This is a genomic window from Streptococcus infantis (genome assembly GCF_047465185.1).
GTDB lineage: Bacteria > Bacillota > Bacilli > Lactobacillales > Streptococcaceae > Streptococcus > Streptococcus infantis_O.
Map to the genome: position 1 here is coordinate 221891 of NZ_JASHAJ010000001.1, position 17320 is coordinate 239210.

The window sequence follows — 17320 nt, forward strand, 5'->3', positions numbered from 1 at the left end:
GGAAATAAAGAAAATGGGAAAACATTTTTTTGAGAGACGGTGTCATTACAGTATACGTAAATTTGCAATTGGCGCTGCTTCTGTCATGATTGGTGCTAGCATTTTTGGTGCTGGTATGGTTCAAGCAGCCGAAACAGAAGGACCTGCAGAGACAGAAGGAACAGTAACACAGGTTCAGCCCCTGGATAAGTTACCAGCGGATATAGCAGCAGCTATTGAAAAAGCTGAATCAGCAAAACCAACTGATCCTACTGAAACGAATCCGACTGATGCGGAAGCTCAGCCTGAAAATACTGGAGAAGTATCTCCAAAACCAGCTGAAACTCCAGTTCCTAAGGAAGAAGCAACACCAAAACCAGCTGAGACTCCAAAAGAAGAAGCAACACCAAAACCAGCTGAGACTCCAAAAGAAGAAGCAGCACCAGTAGCTAAACCAGCAGAAAAACCAGTTACTAAAGATTTGGTTGAAACTCCAGATGTCAATCATTTGGAAAAGGCTACTGCGACAGCATCAAACCATGAAGCGAACACACCATTTACAGCTGAGAAGGCAATTGACGGAAATCCAGATACTCGTTGGGCAACTGACCGTGATGTTGTGAAACCAACAATCGAATTTAAGCTTGAAAAGACAACCTTAATCAAGCATGTGGAAATCGATTGGGATCGTCGTGTTCGTGGCGAGCAAAATGATCCAAACATCAAATCTTGGAATCTCTATTATGCAGGTCAAGACGAGGTCAATGGATCAGGTCCTGGAGAATGGAAGTTGGCTCATCAACGAACAGGAACTCCGGTTCTAGATGAAAAAGTTGACTTAAAAGAAGCCGTTCAAGCTAAGTATCTTAAACTTGAAATTACAGATTATCAAGCCGGTACTATGCAATGGAAAAATGTGGGTATTCAAGAAATTCGTGCCTACTCAAATATTCCAGACACCAGCAAACCAACAGATATTCGCCAAGTTACAGAAATAGCGGTTTCTGAAGACGGAAAATCACTTGTATTGCCTAAATTACCTGGTCAAGTTAGCTTGATTGGAAGCAATAAGCAAGGTGTTATCGATCTAAATAATAAAATCTACACACCGCTGACAGAACAACATGTCAAAGTGATGGTCCAACAAACCAATGATAACCATACCTTCACAAAAGAATTTGAAGTTGTCATTAAAGGCTTGCATGCTGATGAAGGCGTGGGAACCAAACCTGCAGTTGCCCCAGCAGTTCAACAATGGTACGGCACTGAAGGTAAAACTTCTATTACTTCTGAAACTGTCATTTCCGTTGGGAATTCTGGATTTGACAAGGAAGCTAAGTTCTACCAAACTGACCTTGAAAATCGTGGTTTGGAAGTCGCTACAGGTGATCAATCAGCTCAAAACCGAATTGAATTTAAAAAGGTTGAAGACAAGGGCTATGGTAAAGAAGGCTATGGTATCACCATTAAAGATGGAGTTATCACAGTAGAAGCAGCGACTAATACTGGTGCCTTTTATGCAACTCGTACTCTCCTTCAGATGGGAGAAAAAGACTTACAGAACGGTGAAATCCGCGACTTCCCAAGCTTTAGCCACCGTGGCTTTATGCTAGATACAGGTCGTAAGTTTATTCCTTATGATACGCTTGTAGATATCATGCTTAACATGGCTTACTACAAGATGAACGATCTTCAATTGCACTTGAATGACAACTATATCTTCCTAGATAAACATGTGGAAGGTAAACATCTCAGTCAAAAAGAAGAACTGGATTATGTTCTTAAAAATGCCAAAACAGGTTTCCGTGTAGAAACGGATGTTGTCGGAGAAAATGGTGAAAAATTAACATCAGACGAGCATTATACTAAGGAAGAAATGCAACAGATCATCAAATTGGCTAAAGACTTGCATATCAACCTTGTACCTGAAATTGACACACCTGGTCACGCCTTGTCCTTTGTCAAGGTTCGTCCAGACTTGATGTATCAAGGACGACTTAGTGCTAACAAGCATAATGTAGAGCGTGTAGCGATGCTAGACTTGGATAACAAGTACGAAGAAACTCTCGCTTTTGTTAAATCTGTTTACGACAAGTTACTGGTTGGTGAAAATGCACCTCTTCGTGGCGTTTCAACAGTTCATATCGGTACAGATGAGTACTATGGTAGTCCGGAAAGTTATCGACGCTATGTCCATGATATGATTCAGTACATCAAAGACAAGGGCTTAACACCACGTATTTGGGGTTCACTCACTGCTAAGCAAGGAAATACACCAGTCGATTGGAATGGTGTAGAAGTGGATATCTGGAGCCTTGGTTGGCAAAATCCACAGGCAGCGATTGCTAAGGGTGCTAAGATTATCAATATCTTGGATGTACCAACCTATAGTGTTCCAAGTGGTAGCAACAGTCAGGGACCTTACAGTGACTATGCCAACTATGAAATGCAATACAATGGTTGGGCACCAAATGACTTCACTGCTCGAAGAGGCCCACGCTTAGAAGCCTCTAATCCAAATATCATTGGTGGTGGTCATGCAGTTTGGAATGACAACATCGACCTCCATGAAACAGGACTTACCTCTTTTGATATCTTTAAACGCTTCTTCAAGAGTATGCAATCAACTGCAGAACGCACTTGGGGTTCAGATCGTGCAGCTAAGACCTATGCTGACCGTATCCAACCAACAAGTGTCTATGCACCACGTTCAAATCCAGATAAGACAGTAGAAGAAAGCGACCTCTTTACAATTAAAGCAGAAACTATCAAAGAATATCTTGCTAAGAATGTGAAGAAAACAGAAGCAGGATTGAATTTTGAAAAAGATTCTAGCATCGAAGGTCTCGTTGGTGATGTTGGTCCGAGTCATGTTTTGAAATTGGATGTGACAGTGACAGGAGACGGTGAGCAAGTCTTCTCAACTAGTGGAGACAACCAACTTTATCTTGCGGACAAGGATGGCTACCTCGCTTATAAATTTGAACAATTCCATATTCAATTTAATAAGAAACTTGAAAAGAACAAACGTTATCAAATCTCAGTTGTAACCAAACCTCAAGTGACAGAAGTTTATGTAGATGGCGAAAAGGTTGAACGTATTGCAAATCCAGCTCATCCTCGCTTGGCCCACAATACCTTGGTACTTCCACTTGAAACAATCGGTGGCTTCCAAGGAATCTTGCATAGTGCTGAGTTGTCCAATGAAGCATTTGTAAATCCACGTTTGATCCCAACGGATCACTTTAGTGTTTCTGCAACTAGTCAGGAAACACCAGGAACAGAAACTGAAGGACCAGTAGAAAAAGCTTTCGATAATGATCCGAATACTTTCTGGCATTCAAAATGGACTGGAGACCGTGCTCCATATACAGTTGCAATGAATTTGAATGCTCCTGAAAAAGTCAATGGTTTGACTTATCTTCCACGTCCAGGTGGAGGCAACGGAGTCGTGACCTCATATGAAATCTATGCTCAAAAAGATGGTCAAATGGTAAAAGTTGCTTCAGGAACTTGGGAAAATAATGCCAAAGAAAAAACTGTTAATTTTGCGACAGTTGAAACCAACAAGGTAGAATTTAAAGTTCTATCAGGTGTCGCAGGATTTGGTAGTGCTGCAGAAATCCAACTACTTAAGCCACTTTCTGATAGTAAAACAGAAGAACCAGTTGTTCCAGAAAAACCAGTGACTCCAGAGAAACCAGTGACCCCAGAACCACCAAAAGTTGAAGAAGTGGGCGATGGTACAACTGAACTCGCTGATAGTTTTGTAGCTAAGAAGCCAGCTAGTGATGATGCGATTGCTGCTGCAGCACAAAGTCAAGATTATCTCAAGAAAGAATACAAGGTATTCCCAACACCACAAAAAGTCACTTATGGTGAAGGTGTCACCAAGCTTCAAAAACAAGTTAATCTTGTAATGGGCAATCAGTTAGATATTTATACTCGCAACCGCTTGAAGAGTGTCTTGCAAGATCATCAAATCTCTTACACAAGCAGTTCAGCAGCAGTAGCAGGTGCTACAAATATCTATCTTGGTGTTCATGGTCAAAATTCACAGGCTGAAAAAGAAATCTCTGGTATTTCTCAAGGACTCTTTGATAAGATTGATGCCTATGCTTTGTCAATCAAGAACAATACAATCTCTATCGTCGGTAAAGATACAGATGCTGTCTTCTATGGTTTGACTACTCTTAAACACATGCTTAATGAAAGTGAAGCTCCAGTTTTACGTAATGTAACAGTTGAAGACTTTGCTGAAATTAAGAACCGTGGCTTTATCGAAGGATACTATGGTAACCCTTGGACAAATGCTGACCGTGCTGAACTCATGCGCTATGGTGGTGACTTGAAGTTGACTCAATACTTCTTTGCACCAAAAGATGATCCATACCACAACAAGAAATGGCGTGAACTTTATCCAGAAGAAAAATTAGCTGAAATCCGTGAATTGGCGCGTGTCGGAAACCAAAACAAGACTCGCTATGTTTGGACTATCCACCCATTCATGAACGATCGTATCCGTTTTGGTAATGATGCACAATATCAACAAGATTTAGATACGATTAAGGCTAAATTCACTCAATTGATGGATGTCGGTGTCCGTGAGTTCGGTATTCTAGCTGATGATGCTCCAAGCCCAGTTGGTGGCTACAATAGCTACAACCGCTTGATGAAGGACATGACTGATTGGTTGACTGAAAAACAAGCAACTTATGTTGGCCTTCGTAAGGAAATGATCTTCGTTCCAGGTCAGTATTGGGGTAATGGTCGTGAAGATGAATTGAGATCTCTAAATGAAAACCTTCCGACTTCAACTTCAATGACCCTTACTGGTGGTAAGATTTGGGGTGAAGTATCAGAAAACTTCCTTTCTAACCTTAAGAACAACCTAACTGCAGGTGGTAAGACCTACCGCCCAGTATCTCTATGGATTAACTGGCCATGTACAGACAACTCTAAACAACACTTAATCTTGGGTGGCGGTGAGAAATTCCTTCATCCAAATGTGGACCCAAGTCTCCTTTCAGGTATCATGTTGAATCCAATGCAACAATCTGAGCCTTCTAAGATTGCCCTCTTCTCTGCAGCTCAGTATGCATGGAAACAATGGAAGTCTGAAGAAGAAGCTAAGAAAGTCAACGATATCGCCTTCAACTTTGTTGAAACTGGTAAGTTTACAGATAGTGAAACATCTGTTGCCTTCCGTGAACTTGGTAAACACATGATTAACCAAAACATGGATGGTCGTGTTGTGAAGTTAGAAGAGTCTGTTGAACTTGCACCGAAATTGGATGCCTTTATGGCTAAGCTAAAAGCAGGTCAAGATGTTAGTGCAGAGCGTGCTGAATTGCGTGCAGAATTTGCAAAACTGAAAGCAGCAGCTCAACTTTATAAAGCGTCTGGTGACGAAAAGATGCGCTCTCAAATCCACTACTGGTTGGATAATACGATTGACCAAATGGATGCTTTGAGTGCTTTCCTAGATGGAATAGAAGCGATTGAAAACAATGATTCTGCTAGACTTTGGGATAGCTACTACAAGGGATTGAAACTTTACGAACAATCACAAACTTATACTTTCCATTATGTAGACCATGATGAGAGAGCTGAGTTGGGTGTCCAACATATCCGTCCATTCTTGCTTGGCCTTCGTGAAGTATTGGCAACTGAAGTTCAAAAAGCCTTGCACCCTGACCAAGTGATTAGCACCTTTATCACAAATCGTACTGGTGTAGAAGGTGGACTTGCTGAAATTACTGATGGAGATTTAGGAACACATGCCCTTATCAAATCACCAAACAGTATCCAAACTGGTGACTATATCGGTTTGAAATTTAATAAGGCTGTTCCAATCCAAAACTTGACATTTGCAATGGGAACTCAAGCAAATCCACGCGATACCTTTAACAATGCTAAAGTTGAGTATCTCAATGAAAATGATCAATGGGTAACACTTTCAGAACCAAGCTACACTGGTAATGAGCCTCTTCTTAAATTTGAAAATCTCAATATCAATGCCAAAGCTGTTCGAATGATTGCCACTTCTGATCGTGGAAATACTTGGTTTGCAGTGCGAGAAATTGCTGTTAATCGTCCTGTAGAAGTAAGTCGTCCTAAACAGACAGCTACAGTGACTATCAGTCCAAATCTCATGTACAAGTACAACACGACAGTTGCTCAGATTACAGATGGTCGTGATAATACTGAAGCTATGCTTGCAAATGCTGATCGCACGGATACAACTCCTGTAGATGGTTGGGTACAACTAGACTTGGGCGAAGTCAAACCTGTAACTAAGGTTCGTCTCGTTCAAGGTTCAGGAGATAAGTTAGCAGAAGGTGTCCTTGAGTATTCTACAGATGGAAGTTCATGGCAAGAATTGGATCGTTTGACTGGTGAACAAACCAAAGAAATTGAAACTCCAATTTCAGCTCGCTACATCCGTGTTCGTAACACCAAGAATATCAATCTATGGTGGCGTATCGCTGACTTCTCAGTTGAGACACGTGCTGGTAATAGCGAGATGACAGACACCAATGTTGAAAGTTTGAAATCAACTCCAGTATATGACAGTCTCGGTCGTTATGACATGCAAATTCCAAGTGGCACTAAGCTTCCAGCTCATAGCTACTTGGGTATGAAGCTAGACCGCCTACACCAAGCTGAAAGCATTCAGGCTATTGGTATTGGAAATCCAGCCCTTGACTTGGAATACTCTCCAAATGCACAAGAATGGTATCCAGCTAGCCAAGTAACTGATAAGTCCTTGGTACGTTATGCTCGTTTGGTCAATAAGACCGACCAAGAACAAGCAGTGACAGCAACATCTCTATTGGTTAAGACAAAAGAAGTCCAACCAACTAAACTGGATTCTACATCTATGGGAATCGATGCCCATTATGGTGCAAATGATGTTCGCAAGATCAAGAATTTGGATCAGTTGTTTGATGGTGTTTACAATAATTTTGTAGAGTTCTCTGACTATGCACGTAAAGATGGTCACATTACCTTGAAACTTGGTAGTGAACGTGAAATCAAGAAGATTAGAGCCTACATCCAAGACGGTACGAAGAACTATCTTCGTGATGGTAAGATTCAAGTCAGCCAAGACGGTAAGACTTGGACAGACGTTGTGACAGTAGGTGATGGTGTCGCTAATGAAATGCGTGATGATTCATTGACAGATGGATGGACACATGATTCTAAGATGCCTGGAAATCGCTACATTGAGGGTGAACTTGCAAGCCCAGTTAAAGCTAATTATCTCCGTGTTCTCTTCACTGCTAATTACGATGCTCGTTTTGTTGGATTTACTGAGTTGGTTATCAATGATGGCGAATTTGTGAAACCAATTAACGACCCAACTGTTCAAGGAAATAGTGGAGAAAGTCGAGGAAATCTTTACACCAATCTTGTAGATGGCAAAGTCTTGACAAGCTATAAGGCTGAGAAAGACCAAGGTGAGCTGGTTTACCACTTGTCAGAACCAACAGATGCTAACCACATCCGACTTGTTTCTAGTCTACCTCAAGGCGTGGTAGCTCGTGTTCTTGCTCGCACTCTGAAAACAGACAGAGACGGTGCTTGGACAGATTTGGGAGCAATTACTTCAAGCTTCCAAACATTTGCAGTGAGAGATAAGGCTCCGTTACTTGATGTCAAACTCATTTGGGAAGGTGGCAAGCCAGAGTTCTATGAAATGACAACATATTATCAAGAGCTTTCAGAAGAACCTGAGCAACCAACTCCAGATCCAGAGCCAACTCCGAACCCAGAGCCAACTCCAAATCCAGAGCCAACTCCAAATCCAGAGCCAACTCCAAATCCAGAGCCAACTCCAGATCCAGAGCCAACTCCGAACCCAGAGCCAACTCCAAATCCAGAGCCAACTCCAAATCCAGAGCCAACTCCAGATCCAGAGCCAACTCCAGATCCAAAGCCAACCCCAGATCCAGAGCCAACCCCAAATCCAGAGCCAACTCCAGATCCAGAGCCAACTCCAAATCCAGAGCCAACTCCAGATCCAAAGCCAACCCCAGATCCAGAGCCAACTCCAGATCCGAAACCAACTCCAGATCCAGAACCAACTCCAGAACCTGAAGTCCTTTCAAGTAAGGGAGATCAAGAACCACCAGTAGTTGAAATTCCTGAATTTACAGGTGGCGTTAATGCTGCAGAAGCGGCTGTTCATGAAATCCCAGAATTCAAGGGTGGCGTTAATTGGGTTGAAGCGGACAAGAATGAGCTCCCAGAATTCAAGGGTGGCGTTAATTGGGTTGAAGCAGCTAAGAATGAGGTTCCAGAATATAAAGAGCCTGTTGCAAACCCAGCTACACCAATTGCGGATCACAAGCCAGCTCAAATTTCAACAAACCAAAAACAAGAACAACCACATGCACCAGCAACTGAAGCAAAAGCTCAGCTTCCAGCAACTGGTGAGCAAGATTCAGTAGGTTTAGCTTTCCTAGCTAGTCTTGGATTGGTTCTTTCTGCAACCTTTATCAAAAAGGGGAAAGAAGACTAAGTACGAATCTTCATTCGATGCAGAATAGCTTGTTTTAAAAAGAAAAACCAGGGACACTAGTTCCTGGTTTTTTGTGATTCGAAAGTATAGAAAACTGCAAATAAAATACCAACGAAGTAATCGTTGGTATTGAAAAATGCTTAAGATGCTCCGTTATTTGCGCTAACTCCTGCTTCAGTAGTTGGAGTGTTTGAAGAAGAATCAGATTGCTCATTTTTCTGAGAATTGTTATCTGATTTTGTATCCTCCTTCTTGCTAGGAGTTTGAACCTCTTCTTTTTGAGTTGTTTCTTGATTGTTAGTTTGATTTTGTGCAGGGGTATTGGATTCAGCGGGAGCTTCCTTTTGAACTTCCTTGATAATAGTTGTTTGCGGATTTGTATCTTTTTTATCTTTTTCCTTATCAAAGGCATTCATAATCGTGATGCTAGCCGTAATCAAACCTAGAATACTAGCAATCGTCGCGATTGTTTTTTGAAAAACAGTGAATCCTTTTTTGATGTGTTCGGTCTTAGGCTTTGATCTTCTACGATAGTTAGACATAATAGCTCTCCTTTACTATGATTCATTATACCCAAAATCTTTAAAAAAAACTTAAATAAACCTGAACGGCCTTTCTTGTCGCCTGAACTGTTTCGTGTTACAATAGAAGCAGTGATTTTAGAAAGCGTGAGAAACCATGATTTACTTTGATAATTCGGCTACGACCAAGCCTTATCCAGAAGCACTTGAAACCTATATGCAAGTTGCTGCAAAAATTATTGGAAATCCTTCTAGTCTCCATCGATTGGGGGACCAGTCTACCAGAATTTTAGAAGCTTCTCGACAGCAGATTGCGGATTTAATTGGTAAGAAAAGCGACGAAATCTACTTTACATCTGGTGGTACTGAAGGGGATAACTGGGTTATCAAAGGAGTTGCATTTGAAAAAGCGCAATTTGGTAAACACATCATCGTGTCAGACATTGAGCACCCAGCAGTCAAGGAGTCAGCTCTCTGGCTTAAGACTCAAGGTTTTGAAGTGGATTTTGCACCTGTAGATAAAAAGGGATTTGTAGATGTAGCTGCTTTAGAAAAACTACTTCGTCCTGATACGACCTTGGTCTCCGTCATGGCAGTTAACAATGAAATTGGCTCTATCCAGCCCATCCAAGCTATTTCAGAGCTTTTAACAGATAAACCAACCATTTCTTTCCATGTAGATGCTGTTCAGGCCTTGGCAAAAATACCAACAGAAAAGTATTTGACAGACCGAGTTGATTTTGCAACCTTCTCCAGTCATAAGTTTCATGGAGTTCGTGGTGTTGGCTTTGTCTACATCAAGTCTGGAAAGAAAATTACACCCCTATTAACCGGTGGTGGTCAGGAGCGCGACTATCGTTCCACAACTGAGAATGTAGCAGGGATTGCAGCGACAGCTAAAGCACTACGTTTGGCTATGGAGAGATTAGACTTGTTTACTAGTAAAACGAGTCAGATGAAGGAAGTTATCCGTCAAGCTCTTCTTGAATATCCAGATATTTTTGTCTTTTCAGGTGAAGAAGGCTTTGCGCCCCATATTTTGACCTTTGGGATTAAGGGAGTTCGTGGGGAAGTCATTGTTCACGCATTTGAAGACTATGACATTTTCATTTCCACAACATCAGCTTGCTCGTCCAAGGCTGGGAAACCTGCTGGGACCCTGATTGCCATGGGCATTGAAAAGGATAAAGCCCAGTCAGCAGTACGACTCAGTCTAGATCTAGAAAATGATATGAGTCAAGTTGAGCAATTTTTGACTAAGCTAAAATTAATTTACAATCAAACTAAAAAAGTAAGATAGGAGCATTCATGCAATATTCAGAAATTATGATTCGCTACGGGGAACTTTCAACCAAAGGTAAAAACCGTATGCGTTTCATCAATAAACTACGTAATAATATCTCAGATGTTTTATCTATCTATCCTCAAGTCAAGGTAACTGCTGATCGCGACCGTGCCCATGCTTATCTTAATGGAGCCAACTATGCAGCAGTAGCTGAGTCTCTCAAACAGGTTTTCGGGATTCAAAACTTTTCTCCAGTGTATAAGGTTGAAAAATCCGTAGAAGTTCTGAAGTCTGCTGTCCAAGAGATTATGAAGGACATCTACAAGGAAGGGATGACCTTTAAAATCTCAAGTAAGCGTAGCGACCACAACTTTGAGCTAGATAGTCGAGAACTCAATCAGACACTTGGTGGAGCAGTATTTGAAGCTATTCCAAATGTGCAGGCACAAATGAAAAATCCTGATATTAACCTTCAGGTGGAGATTCGTGAAGAAGCAGCCTACCTTTCATATGAAACCATTCGTGGTGCAGGTGGTTTGCCTGTCGGAACTTCAGGGAAAGGGATGCTCATGTTGTCAGGGGGGATTGACTCACCTGTTGCTGGTTATCTAGCTCTAAAACGTGGAGTGGATATCGAGGCTGTTCACTTTGCGAGCCCTCCATACACAAGTCCAGGTGCCCTCAAGAAAGCCCAGGACTTAACCCGTAAATTGACTAAGTTCGGAGGAAATATCCAATTTATCGAGGTTCCCTTCACGGAGATTCAAGAAGAAATCAAGGCTAAAGCGCCAGAAGCCTATCTGATGACACTGACTCGTCGCTTTATGATGCGCATTACAGACCGTATCCGTGAGGTCCGAAATGGTTTGGTTATCATCAATGGTGAAAGTCTTGGTCAGGTGGCTAGCCAAACCCTTGAAAGTATGCAAGCTATCAATGCTGTTACAAATACGCCAATCATTCGTCCAGTTGTAACTATGGATAAACTAGAAATCATTGATATTGCACAAGAAATTGATACCTTTGAAATCTCTATCCAACCCTTTGAGGACTGCTGTACTATTTTTGCGCCAGATCGTCCAAAAACAAATCCTAAGATTAAGAATGCGGAGCAATATGAAGCACGTATGGATGTCGAAGGCTTGGTTGAGAGAGCACTAGCGGGAATCATGATTACGGAAATCACACCTCAGGCTGAGAAGGATTCAGTCGATGAGTTGATTGATGATCTCCTTTAATCAGAAAAACCAGAGGAAAAGATAAAATAAGTAAAAAAAAGTTAGTTTATTGTCTTAAATTTGGACGGAAACTGACTTTTTTTCTATTTTTATGATATAATTAGGTAAAATTTTGAATATAGAGAGTTTTCTGACAATGAATCAATCCTACTTTTACCTGAAAATGCGAGAGCATAAACTCAAGGTTCCATACACAGGCAAGGAGCGCCGTGTACGTGTTCTCCTCCCGAAAAACTACGAGAAAGACACGGATCGAACTTATCCGGTTGTCTATTTCCATGATGGTCAAAATGTCTTTTACAGTAAAGAATCCTATGTCGGTCATTCATGGAAGATCATTCCTACCATTAAACGTAATCCAGATATCAGCCGTATGATTGTAGTAGCTATTGACAATGATGGCCTAGGCCGTATGAACGAGTATGCGGCATGGAAATTCCAAGAGTCTAATATTCCCGGTCAACAGTTTGGTGGTAAGGGAGTCGAGTACGCTGAGTTTGTCATGGAAGTGGTCAAACCCTTTATCGATGAAAACTATCGTACAAAGTCTGATCGCAAGCACACTGCTATGGTTGGATCTTCTCTAGGTGGCAATATTACACAGTTTATTGGCTTGGAGTATCAAGACCAGATTGGCTGCTTGGGAGTGTTCTCATCAGCCAACTGGCTTCACCAAGAGGCCTTTGATCGCTATATGGAGCGAAAAAAACTATTACCTGATCAACGAGTCTTTATCTATGTCGGGACGGAAGAAGCAGATGACACGGATAAGATCCTTATGGCTGGTAATATTAAGCAGGCCTATATTGACTCTTCTCTTCGCTATTATCATGATTTGATAGCAGGAGGAGTTGAGTTGGAAAATCTCTCACTCAAGGTTCAAGCCGGGGCTATCCACCATGAAATTCCATGGGCAGAAAATCTTCCAGCTTGCTTACGCTTTTTTGCAGAAAATTGGTAATCAGTATAAAGGAGACAGGATATGCATATTGAACATCTTAGCCACTGGAGTGGTCATCTTAACCGTGAAATGTATGTCAATCGATACGGACATGGAGGCATCCCAGTTGTTGTCTTTGCTTCTTCAGGTGGTAGCCACAATGAATACTATGATTTTGGGATGATTGATACTTGTGCATCCTTTATTGAAGAAGGTCGCGTGCAGTTCTTTACCCTTTCAAGTGTAGATAGTGAGAGCTGGCTTGCGACTTGGAAAAATAGTCATGATCAAGCTGAGATGCACCGTGCCTATGAACGATATGTGATTGAAGAAGCGATTCCTTTTATCAAGCACAAGACAGGCTGGTTTGACGGTATGATGACAACAGGATGCTCTATGGGAGCCTATCACGCTTTGAATTTCTTCCTCCAACATCCAGATGTCTTTACCAAGGTAATCGCCCTCAGTGGTGTCTATGATGCTCGTTTCTTTGTTGGAGATTACTACAACGATGATGCTATCTATCAAAATTCACCAGTAGACTATATCTGGAATCAAAATGATGGTTGGTTTATTGATCGTTACCGTCAGGCTGAGATTATTGTTTGTACTGGTCTAGGTGCTTGGGAACAAGATGGCCTGCCTTCTTACTACAAGTTAAAAGAAGCCTTTGACCAAAAACAAATTCCTGCCTGGTTTGCAGAATGGGGGCACGATGTTGCCCATGACTGGGAATGGTGGCGCAAACAAATGCCATATTTCCTCGGTCATATGAGTCTTTAAAAGGAGTTGCTTATGAATTATCTTGTAATTTCACCCTATTACCCACAAAATTTTCAGCAATTTAGTATTGAGTTAGCCAATAAAGGAATCACAGTTCTAGGGATTGGGCAAGAACCCTACGAACAACTAGATGAACCATTGCGCAATAGCTTGACGGAGTACTTCCGAGTTGATAATCTTGAAAATATCGATGAGGTTAAACGAGCAGTTGCCTTTCTTTTCTATAAGCATGGTCCAATTGACCGCATTGAATCACACAATGAATACTGGCTTGAGTTGGATGCTGCCCTTCGTGAACAGTTCAATGTTTTTGGTGCCAAACCAGAAGACCTCAAGAAGACCAAGTTCAAATCTGAGATGAAAAAACTCTTCAAAAAAGCTGGAGTTCCAGTTGTGCCAGGTACTGTCATTGAAACAGAAGCAGATGTTGACAAAGCTGTGAAAGAAATCGGTCTTCCCATGATTGCCAAACCTGATAATGGAGTAGGTGCAGCAGCAACCTTCAAACTTGAAACAGAAGATGATGTAAACCACTTTAAGGCTGAATGGGACCACTCAACCATTTATTTCTTTGAAAAATTTGTTACCTCTAGTGAAATCTGTACCTTCGATGGTTTGGTGGATAGAGATGGAAATATTGTCTTTTCTACGACCTTTGACTATGCACATACACCACTTGATCTCATGATTTACAAGATGGACAATTCTTATTATGTTCTTAAAGATATGGATCCAAAATTGCGTAAATATGGTGAGGCAATTGTCAAAGAATTTGGCATGAAGGAACGCTTCTTCCATATCGAGTTCTTCCGTGAGGGTGATGATTATATTGCCATTGAGTACAATAACCGTCCAGCAGGTGGCTTCACTATTGATGTCTATAACTATGCGCATTCCTTGGATTTGTACAAGGGCTATGCAGCTATCGTTGCAGGTGAAGCATTCCCAGAGTCTCCGTTTGAAACCCAGTATTGCTTGGCAACATCCCGTCGCGCAAATACTAACTATGTTTATTCAGAAGAAGAACTTTTTGATAAGTATCGTGAACAACTTAAAGTTAAGAAAATCATGCCAGCAGCCTTTGCTGAATTGCAAGGAGATTATCTCTATATGCTAACGACATCAAGTCGTGAGGAAATGGAGCAGATGATTCAGGACTTTGGACAACGTCAAGAATAATTGAAATAAAGGCTTAACAAACTCTCTTTGTTAGGTCTTTTTTGAAGAGCAAAAATAAAAGCGTTTTCTCACAGGATTCTTTTAGAAAATCTGTTGCTAAAAGCCCTAAAAATTGATAGAATAGGGATTGTCTAAAAAATATTAAGGAGAATCTATCAATGGATTTCACATGGGCAGTCAAATATGCCACTGAATTTTTGGGAACAGCAATCTTGATTATCTTGGGTAATGGTGCAGTTGCCAACGTTGAACTTAAAGGTACGAAAGGTCACCAAAGTGGCTGGCTCGTTATCGCTGTTGGTTACGGTATGGGGGTTATGATCCCAGCTTTGATGTTTGGTAATGTTTCAGGTAACCATATCAACCCAGCCTTCACTCTTGGACTTGCAGTTAGCGGTCTCTTCCCTTGGTCACAAGTAGCTCAATACATCATCGCTCAAGTTTTGGGAGCAATCTTTGGACAAGCCTTGGTTGTTGCAGCTCACCGTCCATACTACTTGAAGACAGAAAACCCAAACAACATCTTGGGAACTTTCTCAACAATTTCAAGTATCGACCACGGAACAAAAGAATCACGCTTTGCAGCTTCAGTTAACGGTTTTATCAACGAGTTCGTTGGTTCATTCGTACTTTTCTTTGCAGCACTTGGTATGACAAAGAACTTCTTTGGTGCTGAATTAGTTACAAAAGCTCAAGCATTGATTAATGAACAAGTGGCACAAGCGACTGCTCAAGGTCAAACAATTCCTCAAGAACAAGTTACTGCAGCTCTTGAACAAGCAAAAACTCAAGTAGCTCCGTTCTTGTCACCAGGTCTTGCTGTTGCACACTTGGCTCTTGGTTTCCTTGTAATGGCCTTGGTTACTTCACTAGGTGGACCAACAGGGCCAGGTTTGAACCCAGCTCGTGACTTTGGACCACGTCTTCTTCACGCAGTACTTCCAAAATCAATCCTTGGTGAACACAAGGGTGATTCAAAATGGTGGTATGCTTGGGTACCAGTAGTTGCACCGATTGCTGCTGCTATTGCCGCTGTAGCACTCTTCAAATTACTTTACATGTAATCATCAAAAACTGGGAGTTTCCCAGTTTTTTCTTTTTCAAAACTTGAAATGATCTTCAACTCCTAAATGCTTAAATCGTCAGACTTTTTTCATTTTAAAACTAAAGGTGAAAATATGACAAAAATATGGTAAAATAGAGTATTAAGTAAACGTTAAAAAGGAATATTATGCGTAAAGAGATTGCACCTGAATTATATAATTACAATAAATTCCCTGGTCCTGAATTTCATCTATTTGGAGATAAAGTCGAAGCTGAAGGGTTTAACTTTACCTTGGTTGAAAATAGTAAGGACGCTTTTGATGCAACAGCTTTTACTCAACGCTTTTCGGAAGTTTTAAATAAGTATGATTATATTGTAGGAGACTGGAGCAATGAGCAGTTGCGCTTGCGAGGATTCTACAAGAATGAGCGAGCTGAAGAATCTTTGGAGAAAATCAGTCGTTTACAAGATTACCTACTTGAGTATTGTAGCTATGGATGTGCCTACTTTGTCTTAGAAAATGAGATTCCTAAACGAGCACCATTTGACCAAAAAATGCGCAAGAGAGAAGAAGAGAAAGACAACCGTAAAGGGAAGAAGTCTTCTCAAAATAGGAAAAGAAATCATACGGACAAGAGAAATAGACGACGTCGTAAGGAACAGAAACCTCAGAACGAAGAAAAAGGACAACGTCATTTCGTCATCCGTCAGAAAGATTAGAGAATAAGGAGAAAACATGAAACCGTCGATTTATAGTTTAACTCGTCAAGGCATGCAAGAATGGGTCTTGGAACAGGGCGAAAAGAAATTCCGTGCCGACCAAATTTGGGAGTGGCTTTACCGTAAACGTGTTCAGACATTTGAAGAAATGACCAATTTGTCTAAGGATTTGATTGCCAAGCTTAACGAGCAGTTTGTTGTCAATCCCTTGAAACAACGCATCGTTCAAGAGTCAGCTGACGGGACAGTTAAATATCTCTTTGAATTGCCAGATGGGATGCTGATTGAGACTGTTCTGATGCGTCAGCACTATGGTTTGTCAGTCTGTGTAACAACTCAAGTAGGATGCAATATCGGTTGTACCTTCTGTGCATCAGGTTTGATCAAGAAGCAACGTGACCTCAATAACGGGGAAATCGTTGCCCAGATTATGTTGGTTCAAAAATATTTTGACGAACGTGGACAAGATGAACGTGTAAGCCATATCGTTGTAATGGGTATCGGAGAGCCATTTGATAACTATAATAACGTTTTGAACTTTATCCGTACCATCAATGACGATAAGGGAATGGCAATCGGAGCTCGCCATATCACTGTTTCAACCTCAGGTTTGGCCCACAAGATTCGTGAGTTTGCTAATGAAGGTGTGCAGGTTAACCTTGCTGTCTCACTTCATGCGCCAAACAATGAACTTCGTTCAAGTATCATGAAGATTAACCGTGCCTTCCCAATTGAAAAACTCTTTGCAGCTATTGAGTATTATATTGAAACAACTAACCGTCGCGTAACTTTTGAGTACATCATGCTCAATGAAGTGAATGATGGAGTGGAACAAGCACTTGAGTTGGTAGAATTGCTGAAAAATATCAAGAAATTGTCATATGTCAACTTGATTCCTTACAACCCAGTTAGTGAACATGACCAGTACAGTCGTAGTCCGAAAGAGCGCGTGATGGCCTTCTATGATACACTCAAGAAGAAAGGCATCAACTGTGTTGTTCGTCAGGAACATGGTACTGATATCGATGCAGCATGTGGACAATTGCGTTCAAATACCATGAAGCGTGACCGCCAAAAAGCGGTAGCTGAAGTAAATCCATAAG

10 protein-coding genes are annotated in these 17320 nt (G+C 41.3%); 9 read left to right on the forward strand and 1 reads right to left on the reverse strand.

Going from position 1 to position 17320, the window contains the following annotated elements; genetic code table 11:
- Positions 1-13 precede the first annotated feature (13 nt).
- Positions 14-8506, forward strand: coding sequence for an SIALI-17 repeat-containing surface protein (locus QM382_RS01060; RefSeq protein ID WP_414272152.1), 8493 nt, complete (start codon positions 14-16; stop codon positions 8504-8506).
- Between the two features lie 140 nt (positions 8507-8646).
- On the opposite strand, the gene QM382_RS01065 is transcribed toward QM382_RS01060, so the two are convergent.
- Positions 8647-9048 (reverse strand): DUF6556 family protein, encoded by a 402-nt coding sequence (locus QM382_RS01065; protein ID WP_414272153.1) that lies wholly within the window; start codon positions 9046-9048, stop codon positions 8647-8649.
- 136 nt (positions 9049-9184) lie between these two features.
- Between QM382_RS01065 and QM382_RS01070 the strand changes: the two genes are divergently transcribed.
- The 8 genes from QM382_RS01070 (at position 9185) to rlmN (ending at position 17319) form a co-directional block, all read left to right on the forward strand.
- Complete coding sequence (locus tag QM382_RS01070; RefSeq protein WP_414272154.1) at positions 9185-10327, forward strand: cysteine desulfurase family protein; 1143 nt, start codon at positions 9185-9187, stop codon at positions 10325-10327.
- Positions 10328-10335: 8 nt separating this feature from the next.
- Positions 10336-11550, forward strand: coding sequence for a tRNA uracil 4-sulfurtransferase ThiI (gene thiI / locus QM382_RS01075; RefSeq protein WP_414272155.1), 1215 nt, complete (start codon positions 10336-10338; stop codon positions 11548-11550).
- Between the two features lie 136 nt (positions 11551-11686).
- The gene (locus QM382_RS01080) at positions 11687-12511 is read left to right on the forward strand and encodes an alpha/beta hydrolase (RefSeq protein ID WP_414272156.1); all 825 of its coding nucleotides are present in this window, start codon (positions 11687-11689) and stop codon (positions 12509-12511) included.
- 21 nt (positions 12512-12532) lie between these two features.
- Complete coding sequence (locus tag QM382_RS01085) at positions 12533-13273, forward strand: esterase family protein (RefSeq protein WP_247921376.1); 741 nt, start codon at positions 12533-12535, stop codon at positions 13271-13273.
- A 12-nt stretch (positions 13274-13285) separates the two neighbouring features.
- Positions 13286-14452, forward strand: a complete 1167-nt coding sequence (locus tag QM382_RS01090; protein ID WP_247921377.1) for an ATP-grasp domain-containing protein — start codon at positions 13286-13288, stop codon at positions 14450-14452.
- A gap of 158 nt (positions 14453-14610) precedes the next feature.
- Positions 14611-15516 (forward strand): aquaglyceroporin Gla, encoded by a 906-nt coding sequence (gene gla / locus QM382_RS01095; protein WP_414272157.1) that lies wholly within the window; start codon positions 14611-14613, stop codon positions 15514-15516.
- A 167-nt stretch (positions 15517-15683) separates the two neighbouring features.
- Positions 15684-16217 carry a YutD family protein gene (locus QM382_RS01100; protein ID WP_254729702.1) on the forward strand — a complete coding sequence of 178 codons (534 nt, stop codon included), beginning with the start codon at positions 15684-15686 and terminating at the stop codon, positions 16215-16217.
- 16 nt (positions 16218-16233) lie between these two features.
- Positions 16234-17319: a 23S rRNA (adenine(2503)-C(2))-methyltransferase RlmN gene (gene rlmN / locus QM382_RS01105; RefSeq protein ID WP_254729704.1), complete on the forward strand. Its 1086-nt coding sequence runs from the start codon at positions 16234-16236 to the stop codon at positions 17317-17319.
- Position 17320: the final 1 nt, after the last annotated feature.